The sequence below is a fragment of the Pseudomonas sp. PDM19 genome, assembly GCF_014852215.1.
Taxonomy (GTDB): Bacteria; Pseudomonadota; Gammaproteobacteria; order Pseudomonadales; family Pseudomonadaceae; genus Pseudomonas.
Genome location: NZ_JACVBG010000006.1, coordinates 65,844 through 82,473, shown reverse-complemented (window position 1 = coordinate 82,473; position 16,630 = coordinate 65,844). Strand labels below are relative to the sequence as shown.

At 57.8% G+C, this 16,630-nt stretch carries 13 protein-coding genes; all 13 read right to left on the bottom strand.

Annotation, left to right across the window (positions count from 1 at the left end; translation table 11 throughout):
* Positions 1–567: a S26 family signal peptidase gene (locus IB273_RS30825; RefSeq protein ID WP_192225794.1), complete on the bottom strand. Its 567-nt coding sequence runs from the start codon at positions 565–567 to the stop codon at positions 1–3.
* Positions 567–3,038 (bottom strand): type IV secretion system protein TraC, encoded by a 2,472-nt coding sequence (gene traC, locus IB273_RS30820; RefSeq protein ID WP_192225793.1) that lies wholly within the window; start codon positions 3,036–3,038, stop codon positions 567–569. Before traC ends, IB273_RS30825 begins: the two co-directional genes overlap by 1 nt.
* A 9-nt stretch (positions 3,039–3,047) precedes the next feature.
* A complete protein-coding gene (locus tag IB273_RS30815; RefSeq protein ID WP_138526834.1) occupies positions 3,048–3,764 on the bottom strand; it encodes a DsbC family protein in 717 nt (238 codons plus the stop codon).
* A gap of 119 nt (positions 3,765–3,883) precedes the next feature.
* Positions 3,884–4,213 (bottom strand): TraA family conjugative transfer protein, encoded by a 330-nt coding sequence (gene traA, locus IB273_RS30810; protein ID WP_138526841.1) that lies wholly within the window; start codon positions 4,211–4,213, stop codon positions 3,884–3,886.
* Positions 4,214–4,394: 181 nt separating this feature from the next.
* Positions 4,395–10,469, bottom strand: a complete 6,075-nt coding sequence (locus IB273_RS30805; RefSeq protein WP_225610360.1) for an Ig-like domain-containing protein — start codon at positions 10,467–10,469, stop codon at positions 4,395–4,397.
* A gap of 102 nt (positions 10,470–10,571) precedes the next feature.
* Entirely contained in the window at positions 10,572–11,099 is a 528-nt protein-coding gene (traV, locus tag IB273_RS30800) for a type IV conjugative transfer system lipoprotein TraV (RefSeq protein ID WP_192225791.1), read from the bottom strand.
* On the bottom strand, positions 11,099–12,487 hold the full coding sequence (locus IB273_RS30795) for a TrbI/VirB10 family protein (protein WP_192225790.1): 1,389 nt from the start codon (positions 12,485–12,487) through the stop codon (positions 11,099–11,101). The genes traV and IB273_RS30795 overlap by 1 nt, the downstream gene beginning before the upstream one ends.
* A 10-nt stretch (positions 12,488–12,497) precedes the next feature.
* Positions 12,498–13,604 (bottom strand): type-F conjugative transfer system secretin TraK, encoded by a 1,107-nt coding sequence (locus IB273_RS30790; protein WP_225610348.1) that lies wholly within the window; start codon positions 13,602–13,604, stop codon positions 12,498–12,500.
* A 190-nt stretch (positions 13,605–13,794) separates the two neighbouring features.
* Complete coding sequence (locus tag IB273_RS30785; RefSeq protein ID WP_138526927.1) at positions 13,795–14,430, bottom strand: TraE/TraK family type IV conjugative transfer system protein; 636 nt, start codon at positions 14,428–14,430, stop codon at positions 13,795–13,797.
* A complete protein-coding gene (gene traL, locus IB273_RS30780; protein ID WP_138526928.1) occupies positions 14,430–14,720 on the bottom strand; it encodes a type IV conjugative transfer system protein TraL in 291 nt (96 codons plus the stop codon). Before traL ends, IB273_RS30785 begins: the two co-directional genes overlap by 1 nt.
* Positions 14,717–15,529 (bottom strand): DsbA family protein, encoded by an 813-nt coding sequence (locus IB273_RS30775; protein WP_192225789.1) that lies wholly within the window; start codon positions 15,527–15,529, stop codon positions 14,717–14,719. Before IB273_RS30775 ends, traL begins: the two co-directional genes overlap by 4 nt.
* Before the next feature lie 86 nt (positions 15,530–15,615).
* The gene (locus IB273_RS30770) at positions 15,616–16,272 is read right to left on the bottom strand and encodes a DUF4400 domain-containing protein (protein WP_192225788.1); all 657 of its coding nucleotides are present in this window, start codon (positions 16,270–16,272) and stop codon (positions 15,616–15,618) included.
* Complete coding sequence (locus tag IB273_RS30765; protein WP_138526904.1) at positions 16,265–16,621, bottom strand: hypothetical protein; 357 nt, start codon at positions 16,619–16,621, stop codon at positions 16,265–16,267. The genes IB273_RS30770 and IB273_RS30765 overlap by 8 nt, the downstream gene beginning before the upstream one ends.
* Between the last annotated feature and the right edge of the window lie 9 nt (positions 16,622–16,630).

The following is a 16,630-nucleotide window of genomic DNA, read 5'->3' as shown; positions in this document are numbered from 1 at the left end:
TCACCATAGTGGATACGCCCTCCCCCACAGCTGCGAGCGCGCAACAGACCCCCAGTAGCGCGAGTCAAAGGAGTCCTGCGTTCTGCCCATGAACCAGTATCGCTCGATCTCTATACGGCCATGACGCACATACCGTGCAATATCAAGGTTCCGCTCGGTGGCAACGGCCAAACCATTGCCGACTACCTCTCCGTTAATGGCTGTCGTTGCCTCAGTCACTGAAACGTCATCGCCAGGCAGACCAACCATTACTTTCACGATGTTGGTGCCATCGGGGAAAATTGGCTGCAGCCCCTTGGCTTTGAACGCAAAGGTCCCCCCACGTACCGGGGTGGTGTCTGCCTTGTCGATGACCCAGACCCGGTACGGTGGGAGGCACAGGGCCTCCTGAGTGGCAATCGCAATGCTGTAGCGGCTCGCGAGGAGGACAATTCCACCTGCCAGTAGCGAGGCAAGCGTTACCCCCTTCAGCAAAAAGCGAGAATCCAGCGGTCGGCGTCGCCGAGCCGAATTCACGGCCTCGACAGTACGCCGCACCTTGGCATCGATGCTGAACGGATTCCGCATCACGCAGCCTCCGAAGCAATGATTCCCACGTCGATGCCACGGTCGCGCAGTACTTGGAGGATCGCCTGATCCTGAGGCATACCCGCCTGGGTGTAATTCCTGATCGCTTGCACGTCCTCCGGTGCAGTGGAGTACAGCAACATCGAATAGGGGTCGACGGTGAGGCGTGCAATGCCGGCGCCACGCGGCGTGAGCATGAAGATTTCGGAGTAATGGCCCTTGTAGGAGCGAACTGTCTTGAGGATGCGATAACCACCGTCGCCCAGAGGCAGGCGCTTCTTCTCTTTGATCGAGTCGATGGCCTCGGCCTTCTGGCCCAGGAGAAGGGTAAATGCCGAGTTCTCCGCGATAGCTTGGCCGACCTTGTTCTGATAGAGGTCGTTGACGCCCTGAGTGATGACAATCGCGCCGCCACCGTACTTACGGAAGCGACGGTAGCCGTGTTCGATGAACTCACCGACGTTGCCCTGCGCCAGCAGCGACCACGCCTCGTCGATGATCACGATTTTTGGCCGGTCACGTTCGCCGAGGTACATGTCCTGTTGGATCTGGTAGATGAGCTGCAGTAGCACTACCTGCTGAAGGTGGACGCGCCCTTTGAGCTCCTCTAGTTCCAGCACAGTGAAGGGGTTCTGGAAATTGAGGTTGTTGCGACCGTTGAAGTACTTGCCGTACTGGCCGCGGGAGGTGAATGCATAGAGCTGGCTGCCGATGTCCTTGATCCGCTGGTCTTCATCGCTCAGCAAGGACTGCTCGATGTGATCGACCAGCAAAGCCTTGCCATGTTTATCCCAGCAGTTCGTCAGGTGGCGCTTCAACCCAGCAGTTTGGAAGTCCTTCAGCGGCTCCGTCGGCGCCGCCATCGCAGAAATCAGCCCAACCAGGACGTCTTCCTCGTCGCTGAAATCTTCTACCAGTTCGAATGGGTTCAGGCAGATCTGGGAGCCCTTATCGAAGCACGCGAAATCACCCTTGTATGCCTCGGCGAGTTTCTCGTAGGAGCGACCTACGTCAATGCACCAGACCTTGGCGCCCATGCTCAGGTAGGAGGTGATGAGGTAGTTGGTAAGGAACGATTTACCTGACCCCGACTGGGCAGCAATGGTGCCGTTGTAGTTGGTGTCCGAATCGTAGAGATGGAAGCTGATTGGCTGCCCGTTTCGGGAAACAAACGGGGCCACAGGGGTACCGGTTCCGCGCCAATCGCCGTAGATCGGCAGAATTGGTAGAGCCTGCGCCAGGCTCATAGTTCTGTAGCGGAACATGTCCTGGATTGCTCCGGTGTCCGCGCACATCGGCAACGCATTGATGAAAATTGGCAGGACGATGAATTTGTCCTCGAGGAGCGTGAAACCTTGGGTCGAGAAGTGGCTCTTCGCGCTCGCCGCAGCCTGGATCAAGTCCTCTTTACTCTTTCCGAAGACGACGAGGGTAGTGTTTAACTGGATGTTCGGCAGCCCCTTGTCCAGGTCCTCGAAAAGGGTGTCATACCCCTGTTTTTTCTTTCGGAGCGCCGGCACGAAATGGGGCATCGGGCCGACCGCCTGCTTGATCGACCATTGGCGTCCACGGTTGAGCTTGTCCTTGGTGGAAAGCTGCGGGGGAATATAGATCGTGCTGGTGAAGATGCAATTGCCGCGGATTCCTCCCCGCTGGGAGAGAATGTCCGAAAGGTACTGCGAAGCATCCCCTTGCCACATCGAATCCGGATATGCCTTGGGCGAGAGGGTTTTAACGAAGCAGTCATCACCGATTTTGAGGTGATCCTTTTTCGGCTCGACACTGCGGTCGAAGTCCAGTAGCTGCTCGTTCAGGGGCTTGTCGAGATCAGCATGCAGTTCGGGGTTGTTTCGCCACGAGGCGTTCGGCCCCTTGTTCAGGATTGACTGGAAAATCTCGACATACGCGTCATTGGTCAGAGCGACAGGGGCTAGGTTGCAGCTGTCCAGGGAAGTATTGAGACCGTCAGCCAGTTCCTTGGCCATGTTGGCCTCAGTAGCGGACGGTAGTGCATCCTTAATCGGCATCGTCACAGAGATCACCAGGTCCTGCTGGCGAACCTTCACGCCGGAGATACTATCGACAGGCAGTAGCGTGCGATCGGACAGATACTGCCCTCGAGCCTGAGTGACCTTCTGCAGGAGAGCCTGTGTTTCCGGCGGTAAGTCGGACACGCCTCGCTCCACAAACGCTTTGCGTAGGTTAAGGAATCCCGCTTTCAGATGGTTGATGTTCTCGGTACAGATCAGGCTGAAGCTAATTGCAGTACCTTCCGGCCAGTCGACAGTAAGACCTGCCTTCAGGCGCGCTGCCTCGTCGCCGCTGGAGCCGGCCAGAGGCGAACAACGGAACGCAAAACCCAAACGGTTCCCTTCCAGTTGAAACAGCTGCATTTCGGGATCGTAAGCAAGGCCGTTGATCAGTTTGGAAAGGCGCGGAAGAGGTGCCAGAAGCGATGAGAGAAGCGACATAAGGCCCCCTTAGTTCGAGCGGTTGCTGAGGATCCACGAGCGCAACCCTTCGGAAGGCTTGCCTTCGTGGGTGAGCCCGTCATCGCGGATCAAGAAGGGGACGTTGCGAGCGCCCAGGAACTGTGCCGTGAGGCGACGCTTGTCGATAACCTCCAGAGAACACGCACCCTCCGGTTTTTGAGCCAGTGGAGTGTCCAGATCCCCGGTCACGCCAGCCTTCCAGGCAGCGACTTTGTCCTCGGCGCAAAGCAGTTCTTTAGTCCGCGACGCACTGCGCTCAGTCAGCAGCGGAAGCTCCAGCACGTCGAGGCGGTACCCTTCCGGTAACTCCTTACGTGCCTCTTCCATAATCTGCTTGCAGTAGCCGCAGGCGGGATCGGAGAACATCGTCACCGCCTTTTCCCCATTACCGATCGTCATCGGGGCCAGGTCGGCAAATCCTGTTTTCACTCTGTCGACCGGCACGTACTGAGCAGCGTACCGAGCGTCGTCAAGGTTCTTGATTTCCTTGTTTTGCCAGACGTCGAAAACTGTGCCCTGGATGAGGAATCGACCGGTATCACTGATGATGGCGAATTTGCCATTCTTCTCGATGCCGATCATCGCGCTTGCAGGGAGGATGACGATGTCCTTGGAAGGGGTATTGCCAGGAACTCCGGCCAGCGCGCCGGAAGTGACGAATGCGCCCAGGAGGGCTAGGAAAATCGATATCGGTTGCGATGGCATGTGCCGTTCTCCTATAGGGGATTGGCACAGCGTAGGGATTGCAGAAAAGCGAAGGCCCCGCTTTTCCGCCGCTTTTGCGACGGAAAAAAACGGGGCCTTGAGCGGTGGCCGAAGCGCTGTTAGAGCGCCACAGGCAGATGCTGCAGAGCGCTGTTCAGGCCATTCATCACCGGCACAGTGGCGGTCATGATCGATTCGATCACATCGGGCGCAGCGTACAGACCTACGCCACCGCCGACGCCAGTTACGAAGGGCATCAGGGATTGGCGCAGAACGCCGGCACCGATGCCGGTCAGAATCATCAGGCCGATGAGGATACGGCCCAGGGTACCTTGCATCCAGTCGGTCAGGGTTACCCAGACCGAGTCGAAGGTATCGCCGCCAGTACCGGCGACAGCAACCCCTGCGACGACCATCAGCGCGGCGGTGAGAACGACCGGGTTGACCATCGCCTTCGCGACTTTACCCGGCTTGAATTGAATGTTTTGGACTTGCATCGTGACTCTCCTGGAAATGCGCAGGGCCTGCGCTCGGAGGAGAGTTTTCCGCCTTGCAACAATCGTTAGTGGCGCTTTCCGACGCGGTTTTTACTCAAAATAGAAAAAGGCCGCAAAGCGGCCTTTTCTAGGGTTACTTGTTCGCCACCGGTGGCGACTCAGCTCCCGAGTCATCGATACCGATGAGGGTTATCACCGGCTCCCCATCCGGGTAGCGCCACATGGGGATCGAGATGTTGTTGGAGTTCAGTGCCTGCTTTTCTCCATTGATGTACCAGTTGTTTTTCGACACCCGGCCATCCGGATCAGTGCAGGTTGCCTTGGCCAACCAAGAGGTACGCCCATTAGTGACTTCGAGCGAGCAGCTCGGCGCCTGGTTGGCGACCACTGGAATTTGGACCTCCCCACTTGCCTCATGCCCCATCTCCGTAGTGATGTTCATCGTTACCGTGTGAGGGCCAGGGGTGGCCAAAGTCGCGCGACCGTAGTCTCCCGTGCTGTCGAGCGCTTTCCCATCCAGGGTATAGGCCTTGGTCAGAATCCTGTCCTTGGGATGACCTCCGCTGATCGATGGTCGCACCAGCACTCCAAGGGGAGCGCGGCCGAACTTGTTATCGCCGGACCACGACAGCAGCACGTTCCAGTCAGGCGGCGGAAGAAACTCCATTTCGGTGGACACGGTACTCAGGTTGCCTCGTGCATCGGTGACTGTGTATCCGAACTGGTAGGTTCCTGGCTCGGTCACTCTGACAATCCGGCTCTTCTGGTCGGAGTCCTTGACCACGCTCATCCCCTCATACGGGGGGACATCCCAATCAATCTTTAACCCTTCGAACTGCTGGAAAGTGCCACGGTTCCTTGCGGTCATCGTGAGGTCCGCAGGCGCGTAGATCGCGCTCGTTTTGCTCTGGATGTACCAGTCGGGCCAAACGTACTTCCAGAACTGCAGCAGCTTCTGGGTAAGGCCGCTGCCGCCACGGTCTTCGTAGCCGTTGATCCACCCCTGGAAGCCGATGTAGGTCTTCTCATCCGACATATCAGCGGATGTGGGGGTGTACTCAGCCTGCAAGCTGTGGACTTGCTCTCCGTTTGGCATGATGAAGTAACCATCCATTGTCACGTCCATGTTGGGGTATGGCAGCATCATGTTGGCCTTCCATGTCCCCTTGGTGTCGACCTCCGGATGGCCTGGCCCGATCAGTTGCACCCGAGGCGGGCGAATCTGGCGGAACGCGACTCCTACAGTGACCTTCTTGTAAACGCTGGGATGGTCAGGGGAATCGTTGTACTTCAGCCGCCCGTACAGCGTGACACGGACTGCTTCATCTCGAGTCAGGCGGTAGACGCCATCGCCTGTGCTGCTGGGCACCCACGTCTTACCCCGGTCCAATGACCAGTCCACGGTCATATCAGAGGTGTCGAGCGGCTGCCCCTGCAGATCGACCAGCTTGAAGATGGCGGTGTCGCCGATAAACACGTTTTGCGGCCCCTTCAGCCGTGCCTGCGGGACCACAAATGCAGTGATATCGATCACCGGCGTAGTCGATTTAGCTCCCGAGTTTCTGTTGGTGAGTTGCGCACGCAGGAGATAGTGCCCACGCGGGAAGGTGTAACTCAGGTGCTGGGGGAGCTTCGGATCCGAGCTAACGACGTCCCAAGTCACACCCTCATCCTTGCTCAACTCCCACACAACTTCACCAAGATCACGACTTTGGGTGCGGTCGGTAGTGACTGCGTAGAAGCTGTTTTTCAGCGGGGCCGGCCCGAGGATACGCAGCGCTTGGATCTTTCCATCGAGCGCCTCCCCGTTGAGGACGGTGAGCATCAGCGGTGCACTTCCTTGCCGTGTAAGCGAGTACTCCGGCACCGGCGAGTGAACTCGCGCCTCCGCGATGATCCGAACCGCTTTATTCGTCAGGCCGGTGAGATCAACTTTGAAGGTGGCATTGCCCTCGGCATCTATCGGCTGCCAATCCGCTAGCTGCTGATAATTCACGCCCGACGTGGTCGACAGAAGGCGAATGTCCCAATCACCCATCGTCGAAAGGCTATAGGGGTCGCTCATTGCCACCGTATCGCGAATGCCAGCCTTGATGGCTAGACCGTCGGTGTCGAGGACCTGGCGCTCATCATTAAGGATGACAGGCTTGATGGAGTCCTTAGGAACCGCGAGCAGCTGCACGGTTTTCTTCGTATGGGCCTCTGGAAGAGCGCGATAAGCCACGTCGACAACAAACGGCGTCTGCGACCACAGCGGAGCGGTCTGGCCGGAGATGTACCGTGTGAAGCGTTGCGCCTGACCGTAGCTTAAGGAGACAGAGTTTTCGAGTTGGGCGCCGTCGAGAGTCGCCTGATAGGTCAGGTCTGCGGCTATGGCACTGATAGACATTGCCCCCACCGAGCCGCCGGCCTGCGAAACCCAGTACATCCCCTCCTTCACAAAGTTCGTGGTCGGCAACGAAACATCGATTGCAGGCGGTGGAACCACGTTGAAATCCTGCCCGCCGTTGCCGCCATCAATCTGCGCACCACTGGGCGTGAACAAAGTGACATTCCATCCGATCGACTGCAGCCCAGGGACGTTCATTGAGCCGTTTAACTTGGCATCGGTTGTCGAGCTTGGTTGGACCATCCCCTCAGGAAGCTGGATCCACTGGATCAAGCAGCTTACGTTCGTCTGCCATTGCTGCGCTGACTTCTTGGCCATGTCTGCGCTAACCGTCGGCGTGCAGGTTGCTTGGCTGGCGGTTGACTTAAGCGAGAGCGAAAGTGACTGGACCTTCTGGTACACATCGCTCACTTGGGGGCTCAGTGCAAATCCGAGCTGGCCGGCCAAAGGCTTGACGATCAAATCGTGCTTGATGTCGACCATTTTCTGCGGCTGGCCACTCTGGTCGAAGACAAATGCCGTGGCCTGAACCAGCTGCTTTCCAGCGGCCATGCCAGCGGCAACCATTGCGAGGTTTGTGCTCGAGCTAGTGTCCTTCCATTCATCTGGCGTCCCAGTCCAGGACAGGAAGCAGGTGGGCGTGTCCAGGGCGTTCCGGGACTTGGCCATCTGGGCATTCGTCAGCAGAGCGCATGCGCCATTCGACTGTTCAACGCGAATGGCTGTCCGCCCTGTGCCTTGATAGATCGACCAATTATCTGCAGCGAGCGCACCTTCAAACGCCCAGATACTCACAGGTACCGAATAGACCGGCCCAGTACGGTCCGCGCGGCTCAGGTACACGTTGGATGTGCCGGCTACCCCGATATTCAATGCCCCCATTGGGGATTGCAGGTCTGTTGCAGTGAGCACCTTGGGAACCAAGCGCATGCCGATTCCTGGGGCCAATTGCCGGTGCTGCAACGTCACGCCAACTGATGATGAAGGAGTGACGATCGCAACCAGGTCGTTGCCCAACGACTCAAGCACCTCTGGCTGGCTGACTTGGAATGCCTGCTGACCGTTGGTATGCACGAGTTGGGCGGCTACCGCCGGAATGCGAGGAACAGCCTTTGTGGTCACGACTTCTCGCCCGTCAAAGAATTCCCAGGCCGGCTTGAAGGTCAGCTTGATGTCCTTCTCGACAAACAGGCCGTCCTGATCCGTCGCTCTCAGCCGAACAGTCGCGGGCTGATCGTCATCAGTGCGGTAGGTCAGCGTATTCCCGGAAATACTGACTTCTCCATTGCTCGGCTGCTGAACCACTTGCAGCGAAGTCGCCCCCCACAGGTTGGGATCGACAACGGCGAGCTCCGCGCTTCCGCCGATGCCGGCGTACATTTCCAGCGTGTGGGGGAGGATATCGGTAGGTGCATAGTTGAACTTGTTCACGACGACGCGCACCTGTCCGTCCACCCACAGGCCGCCAGAATCTGTTGCGCGAATCGTGAGGGCGTCATCACCGAAGTACTGACTAGACGGGGTGTAAACGAGTGCCCCGGCGACCAGCTTGATCGAACCGTGAACGGGCTGGCCAATTATCTGGAAGGTGAAGGTGTCGCCGTTCCCCAGATCGGGATCCACGACCCACGGAATAACCGAGGAACTGGTTTTCCCCTCGTCGGTGACGATAGTCGCGCCAGTCGCCTGGGGAGCATCGTTGACGGGCACGACGGTAATCGTAACTGTCCCGACGTTCGACTTGGCCCCGTGGGAGTCAGTCGCCTGGTATTGGAGCGTTGTTTTTCCATTCCAATCCAGACTGGGTGTGAAGGTCAGCTTGTTGCCACTGATCGATGCTGCTCCGTGCTCTATCTCAGGAGCAGTCACGATGCTGAAGGTATGACTGTCACCCTCGAAATCAAGATCGACGTCATGGACTGGAAGAGTTGCTTCAACCGCAGTGTCTTCATTGGTGGTGAATTGCAGGTCATCCACGGAGGGCGTGTCATTTACCGGCGTGACAGTGATCGTCATGGTCGCGATGTTGGACTTCGCCCCGTGCGAATCGGTCGCCTGGTACTTCAGAGTCGTGGTGCCGTTCCAATTCGCCGTTGGCACAAACGTCAGCTGGTTCCCGCTGATGGTCGCTTTCCCGGCCGAAGCAGGGGGAGCCGCCGTAACGATGAAGGTGTGCGAGTCCCCTTCGAACGCCAGATCGACGTCGTGCACGGGCAATGTCACAGCACCTGTCGTGTCCTCAGCAGTCGTCAGTTGCAGGTCGTCCACCGAAGGCGTGTCGTTCACCGGAGTGACGGTGATCGTCAGGGTGGCGACGTTGGACTTCGCTCCATGCGAGTCGGTGGCTTGGTATCTCAGCGTCGTAGTGCCGTTCCAGTTTGGCGCAGGTACGAACGTCAACCGGTTACCACTGATGGTGGCTATTCCCGCTGCTGCTGGAGGAGCTGCCGTGATGGCGAAGGTGTGGGAGTCCCCCTCGAACGCAAGATCGACATCGTGTACGGGCAACGTGACAGCGCCAGCAGTGTCCTCGGCAGTCGTCAGTTGCAGGTCGTCCACCGAAGGCGTGTCGTTCACCGGAGTGACAGTGATCGTCAGGGTGGCGATGTTGGATTTCGCTCCACGCGAGTCGGTAGCTTGGTACTTCAGCGTCGTGGTGCCATTCCAGTTTGTTGCCGGCACAAAGGTCAACTTATTCCCACTGATGCTCGCCGTTCCGGCTGCGGCCGGGGGTAATGCCGTGATCGCGAACGTGTGGGAATCGCCTTCGAACGACAGATCGACGTCATGGACAGGAAGCGTCACTGCGAGGGCGGTGTCCTCTGCTGTTGTTGCCTGCAGGTCGTCCACAGAGGGTGGATCGTTCACTGCTGTGACGGTAATGGACACAGTTGCCGGTGATGACCAAGCACCGGCGCTATCCTGCGCGCGGTATGTGACCAATGTCGTGCCGTTCCAGTTGGCGACCGGGATGAAGGTCATGGTCGAGCCGGATATCGTGGCGGTCCCATAGGGCGAGTTGGCAACAATCTGGAAGACTGTCGGCGCCGGCGAGTCGATATCGGTTGCGGACAAAGTGACAGAACCAGTGGTGTCCTCCGCCATTGTGAGTGTCTTGGCCTGGGCAACGGGCGGATCATTTACCGGCGTGACGGTGATAGTGATCGTAGCGGCGGCAGACCAAGCGCCTGCTCCATCCTGGACCCGATAGGTGATGGTGGTGACCCCGTTCCAGTCCTGGTTGGGGGTGAAGCTCAACGTGTTTCCGGAGATCGAGGCGGAGCCATTTGCCGGACCACCTAGAATCTGGAAGGTATACGGGAATGGACCGTCATCACTGGCGCTTAGGGCCGCGGAAAGTGGGGTGTCCTCAGGAGTGCTGAGCGAGACATTCTGTACAGTTGGAGCTTGGTTGTAGCAGTTGTTGTAAACAGTCCAATCGGAGTAGTTCTGAGTACTGCCGTCTGAATACACATCATAGGTACGGTTCTGGTAAATACTCCCGCTAGGAGTATTCGCCGGGCATGAAAGCCATTGGGTTTCTGTTTGCGTCGAAACATAGGTTGGGCCGGACGCAACACAGCTACTACTCTTAAGCTTCCAATACTTTGAGTACGACGGATTGTTAATAGTTGTCGACTTGCACTTCGGCTTTGTTTTCAGCGACCCATCTGGATCGGTTGTACAAGAACCACCATTTACACTTTGCGAACATGTGTAAATTTGCGACCCCGTCTGCCCTGCCGGGCATGCAACAGTTTCTTCACATGCAATGTTGACTGTGCCGCCATCTGCAAATGCAATAAGCGGTGCCCCCATTACAGCAAAGAATATAGCTAAGAATCGTCTCATATTGCGCTCCAATACAAACGCGAAAAGGCAGATACCTGCCTTTTCAATTCCTTGGTTCGAAACATTGGCCTAACGGCTGTTCATGCCGGGAGTCGTTCCGGGAGAGGCACTCTTATTTGGTGTGACGATGCTGAGCGGTCGCAACGTCGGGCTTGCTGTTGCCTGACGCGTACCGATTTCCCAGCGGCGAGGTTCGATTTCGGTGTAGATGTAGCCAGGTACGATCAAGTCGCCGTTGTCGTCTTCCCACGGGTCGATCGCGATGCGCATGACTACGGCTTGAGTCCGGATCGGGATAGGGTTGCGAGCACGCATAGGCATCGGCGCGTTATCTGCACTCTCGGCATACAGGACTCGTGTTTCAGGGACGGCGGCGGCCTTCCCGGCACCACGCCCGGCGGCTGCCTCCTGCTCCTGCTTCAACTGAGTCTTATAATTTTCACCCTCAGTGGCGGTGTACACGTCCTTGGCGGACATGCATGTCACACCATTAGGCATACCTTTACAGGCATATTCGCTCTCCCCCACGTTTAGCATATTGGAACAGCCGGTGAGCGCCGAAGATGACAGAAGCATTGCAGCGATGACTTTCTTCATTAGTTACTTCTCCCCTTCGCAGCGCCAGCCGCCGAGTTATCTTTGGTTTTCTTATCCGAATCCAGGCCCACGGACTCGTTGGACTTTAATGTGTCCGAGTTGAACTTGACGGTCATACCCTTATTTACGATGAAGTCGACTTCACGCATTGCATCGATTTCGATTACGGGGAACAGGTTTTGCGCCATTTCCAAGTAGTAATTCGCAATTCGATCTAATGCAGTGCCCATACCAGTGGCAGCTGCGGCTTGCAGGGCATTGGAATCAAACACCTGTTCATACACCGCACTTTGTTGGTCGCTACTGCCGTTACTGCCACTTCGAGTGATGTTGATTGACGGGACCTGGCGGACGTTGAAGACGGACGAAGCTCCTTGCATCAAGCCAGCCATAAGGCTTCGAGCGAGTAGTTGTCCTTGTTTGCTAACCAAGCGGCCGCGAAGACCGTTCTTGCCATCCTCGCCCGAGGCGAAAGCCTCAAGAGGAGCTTCCAGCGTCTTCCCGTCTTGCCGAACACAGGACAACCGCTCGGCGCGCAAGTAGGCACGCTCGGAGCTCATGTCTCCCCATCCACCAGCAATGAGGAAGCACTCGCGAAAGTCTGCACGGAAACGGTTCGGCAGAATTGCCTCGGACTTAATCCGAACGAGCGTTGGGAATGGGTCCCGCTTCGCCTGCTGCCCGGTTGGTGCGTCCATACCGGTGACTAGAACACCCGACAGCATGGAGCCGGCCGGGAGCGACACCGAAATATCCTCCGCCTTCTCCTTCTTCTCTTCGTTCTGATTCCGGATTGTCCGGATCTTCACCGGCTCCTTCTTCACAGAAGAGCGAGCTTTGGGGTCCTCCTTCGGAGCGGCGGGAAGGTTGCTGTAGACATCACCCAATGCAGCAGACGAGCTTGTTGCCTTGGGGACGAAGCGAGCAGGCGCCGAGGGCATAGCGTCTTCGTCGGCGGTGAACTCCTCATCGGAACCACCATCGGCACCGCCTTTCCGTCCCTGCCGCTGCGTTGCCTCCTTCTCGACACGCCCCAACTCCCCCTGAAGCGTCTGCAACTGGGCCTTCAACTCATCCAGCTCCTTGGAGCCCTTTTCGTCCCTGCCACTGCTCTGCTGCTGTTCCAGGAGTCGCAAAATCCGAGCTTGGTCGCCCTGCAGGTTACGCACCTGGGTAGCGAGCGATGCGATGCCCAACTGACGTGGGTCGTTATCGGTCAGAACAGCCTCAACTTGGGGCTTCTTCGGTAAGCGGTCTTTGTGCTTAGGACCAGCCCACTGCAGAACGATCCCAACCAGGGCACCCACGGCGATGACTGTGCCGCCGATCACGAGAAGGCGCTTCGCGTTCGGGTTCAGCCGGTCAAGAACTCCTTGAATTCCGCTCATGGCCGCCCCCTCAATTCAACAGGCTCGGACGGACGGAAGTGTCCGGCACGTCCACGGGTACACGGGTCACCACGTACACCTCACTCTTCTGGCCAGGCTCCAGAACCTCGTTTGGCCAGACGCTCACGGCCGCGCGGTTTGGGTGAGTGCAATCCGCATAATCGAACTCGACCGTGCGGGCGGAGATGTTCTCAACCGTGGCCACAAAAACGCGGAAATCGTGCCCTTCCAAGAGCTGCGCATGGCTGAAATCGAAGCTGAGGTTGGGTTGCGCGCAGGCGGGGACTCGACCGCCATTGGCTGGGGCACCCATCGAATAGCCCCGAGGCAGATTGCCCAGCGCCAGCTGGCGGAGGAGCTCCCGGAGCGTCTCCATGTAGGGCATAGAGCGCTCCCATTTCTTCGCTTGGCCGCTGTAGGAGCGAACCGAAGCTGCAGCGATGCCACCAGCGCCTTGCGGCTGGGCGGCACCGGGCAGTGACTTCGAGAAAATCAGGTTTGCCTGGATCGGCGGGATGTCTTGCGGGAAGAGCGTGAGAGAGATCGCAACCGACTCATCGTCAGCGGGTGTCACGTACATGGTGACCGGGCGCTCAGGCACGATAGTCGTTACGTAGATGACGTTTCCGCTCGTTTCGATCGTCGCATCCGAAACGGTTTGAACCTTCGGGTCTTCGAAGGGCGTGACGATACGGTTGATCTGTCCGAGGCTAATCGGAATCAGTGTGTTGGTTCCGTTGGTGACGACCACGTCTTGTCGAGTGTCGACCGGAGGCAATGACTTGACCGGCTTGGGCAAGACACTGCTCGGTACCGCAGGGTTATCAGCACTTCCCGGTGTTACTTGGACTAGGCGCGGTTTTGATGCCGCCGGCGCGGGAGCAGGTGCATGACCTTGAACTGCCACGTCCGGTTCAGCCTCTGCAGCATCAGCAACGCGCTGCTGTTCAACACGAAGGGCGGCCTGCCGCTGGGGCTGCTGCGTGCTCGCGGCAACGGGCATGTTCAGCCCTGGGATCTGAATCTGTTCTTCAGCAGCGGCGTACGGGGCAATTGCCAGTGCCAGCGCCAGCGCAGCCGGGCGGAAGAGTGTTGGGTGCCTCAGGGACATCGTCATGACCTCTGTACTTTGATGAGGTCATTGTGGGAAGGCGTCAGGCTTCTATTTCGGCTTTTCCAACCATAAAATGGTCAGAAAAAATCTGCACTGCCGCGGGCGCCAAATCGGGAAACAAGCCCTGGTCAAAACATGCAGGCAAAAAAAACCCCGGACCTAACGAGGGGCCGGGGTAGGAAAAACTGGTAGGTCAGCCGCGTGAGTGTGACTGCCGCTTAGCCTGGCGCTCGGCCGACTCGGCTTCGCGATCTTTCACGTCCTGGGTGCGAGGGTCGCCTCGGTTGGTCGCCATCCAGGTCAGGTTGGGCCTGTAGTCCTTGATCACGAGTTCGAACTCATAGGTCCGGTTCTCACGCTTACGATCGCCGGCAGGGCCTTCAGCAACGGAGTAGCCGGAAACGTAGAATTTGCTGGGATTGAGGTTGTCACGGAGCACCTTCTTGGGCTCAAAGCTGAGGCTGACCCGATCCTGTCGAATCTGCTGGATCTGCTTGTCGAGCACGACCATGACGTCCTGGTAGATCGATGGGTCGAGAATGGGACCGATCGCCTCTTTGATGATGTCCGCGTTATCCGGATTGACGTTGCCTAACATCATACCGAGATAGAGCGCCCAAGCGCTGGTGTACTCGCCCGATGCCTGTGTTTTGCTGACCCACGCTTTCTCGGTGAGGGTTGGTGGAATGACGGTCACTTTTTCTTCTCGGCGCAGTGACGCACACGAGGTAACCATCTGAGCAAAGACCAGAAGGATCAGCGCAGTCCGGTAGAACTTCACCTCCCCCTGCAAACCACTGAACGATTTTTTCAGATTGCCGAAGAGCATCAGATGAACTCCCGCTCATAGGAGTTTGGCATGGTGCGTGTCTCCTTCATGCCGATGGACCCCATGTACCAGTAGATGGCGTGGAGCAGATATCCATCCGGCCGGTTATCACAGAAGCGACGGTAGAAACGTGCCGCTACCATGCCCACCGCGGAGCAGATGATCAGTTGGGCCATCAGCACGCCGGCAACAAGCCCAATGCCGATTGGCATTACTTCGTCCAAGCGCCAGAAGAGAACGTGGGGAGGCTCGTCGATGTGCGCGGGGATGACTGTCGGCTCGTTGCTCATGGCGTGTTAGCTCCTTTGGATGGGGATAGTTTGGCAATGGCGCTAAGGATGCCGGCAGGACTCGCGTGCTCGCCCTGCAGGAGGAGGGACTTACCGGTTTGGTTATCCAGCACGAGGGTGGACGGAGTCTGCGTGACGCCAAGCTGGATCACCTGTTCCAAGTCCTTGCTCACTCGTTTCGCCACAGCCCTGGACTCCGAGCAAGCTGCGAAGCGGTCGCCGTCGAGACCCATTTCCTTCGCAATAGTCACCAGGGGCTTGCCAACGCCCTGCCCCTCGCTTCGAGTCAGATCGAACACCTTCTGGGCGAACTTCCATGCAGCGTCGGAACCCCCTTGGTCGCCCGCGCATTCGATTGCGTTGGCCTGATTGCGCGAGGTCTCACCCAGGAAAGGAACCTGCAGCAGCGCCGCGTTGATCTGGCCTGCAGACGATTCCACGAGGGATTTCAACAGGGGGAAATGTTCTTTGCAGAAAGGACACTCGGTGTCGGTCATCTCGACCAGGGTGTAGCGCGCTGAGACGTTTCCGTAGACCCAGTTGTCGGGGTAGTGCTCAGGCGCAGCAGCAGGGGGGGCCGCGGATTGCAACCCCGATACCAACTCGTTGATCTCCTTCGGTGTGAGACCTTTAGCGCTGGTATCGGAAAGCTGATTGCTGACCTCGGCGAGCTGCGACTGCAGCACGCTCACTTCACCGAGCGTTTGCACGTGGAAGTAGCCCAGTACAGCCAGTGCAGAGGACAAGGCCGCGATCGCAATCGTCGGCCCGTAGGATTTCTTAGGAGGCGTTTGGGTGGGAGCACTCATGAAGGCGAACCTGTTCAGAGGAATGCTCCGATTGTTCCCGGCGCGGGCTCATCGATATCGCTTTTTCCTGCCAGAAAACGGACGAATTAAAATTTCTTCGGCAGGTTGCTAATGAGCAGCGACAGCAGGATCGGAATCGCCAAGATGAGGAACGTACTGACCACAAGCGGCGGCAACGGGAGCGGGAAGATCAAACTCAACGGTAGTAGTACCGTGCTCATCAAAAGCATGTTCGTCGCATGGTTGTTTACAAACGGCGACGTGTAGCTGAACCCTGCCCTTTTCGCATGCCAACGCATCCAGCCGGCGTAGGCCCCGGGTACAACGACAACAGCAAGGAATGGCAGCCAGAAAAGCGCCAGCACCACTCGATACACCACCTGGTAAATGATCTTCTGTAGTGCCTCCCCCCGCTCGCTCAGGTAGTTGAACCACCAGCCTGCTTTTTCCTCCAGAGCATTGACGGTTCCCCTGGAGCTTCGCTCGCCAATGAATACGTCGGCGACCATGGCTTTGACCCCGGAGTCGAGGAGGAGAAACGAGTACCAGTCTCTTGTCTTCGACTCCACCGCAGCCAGATCGCTTTGGCCTAGCAGTGCAAGTCCCCAAGCCCGTTCCTTGACCATGACCTTGTCCACGAGCTTGTTTGGGGCGGCGGTGGCCAGCATCAGTACCAGGATGAACCCGAATGCTATCGACGCAACCAGGCCCTTGGGCCACTTCTCCTCGATATTTTCAGCCATGGATCAGTTGCTCCGTCACGATCGAAGGTACGTTCGACAACGTGCACCATTCCAGAACCTGTTCATTCGGCAGGGCTGCATCGCTTTTGCGCAGATGGTCTAGAACATGGCTGAGGACAGCACGCAGGCGCGAGAAATCATTGCTCCGCTCAATGCACATCCGCTGGTACTGCCCGAGTACCTCCTGCAAGGCATGACCAATCGCCAGCGGCGGATACCCAGCCTCCAGCATGAGCGTGATCAAGCGGGTACCGCAGCGCCACTCCAAATCAAAAGTGCGAAGTAGCTTGGTGGACTCCGCATCCAGCTGGGTACGGCGTTGAATCTCGAGAGGAGTCGATACAGACACAGGGGCCTC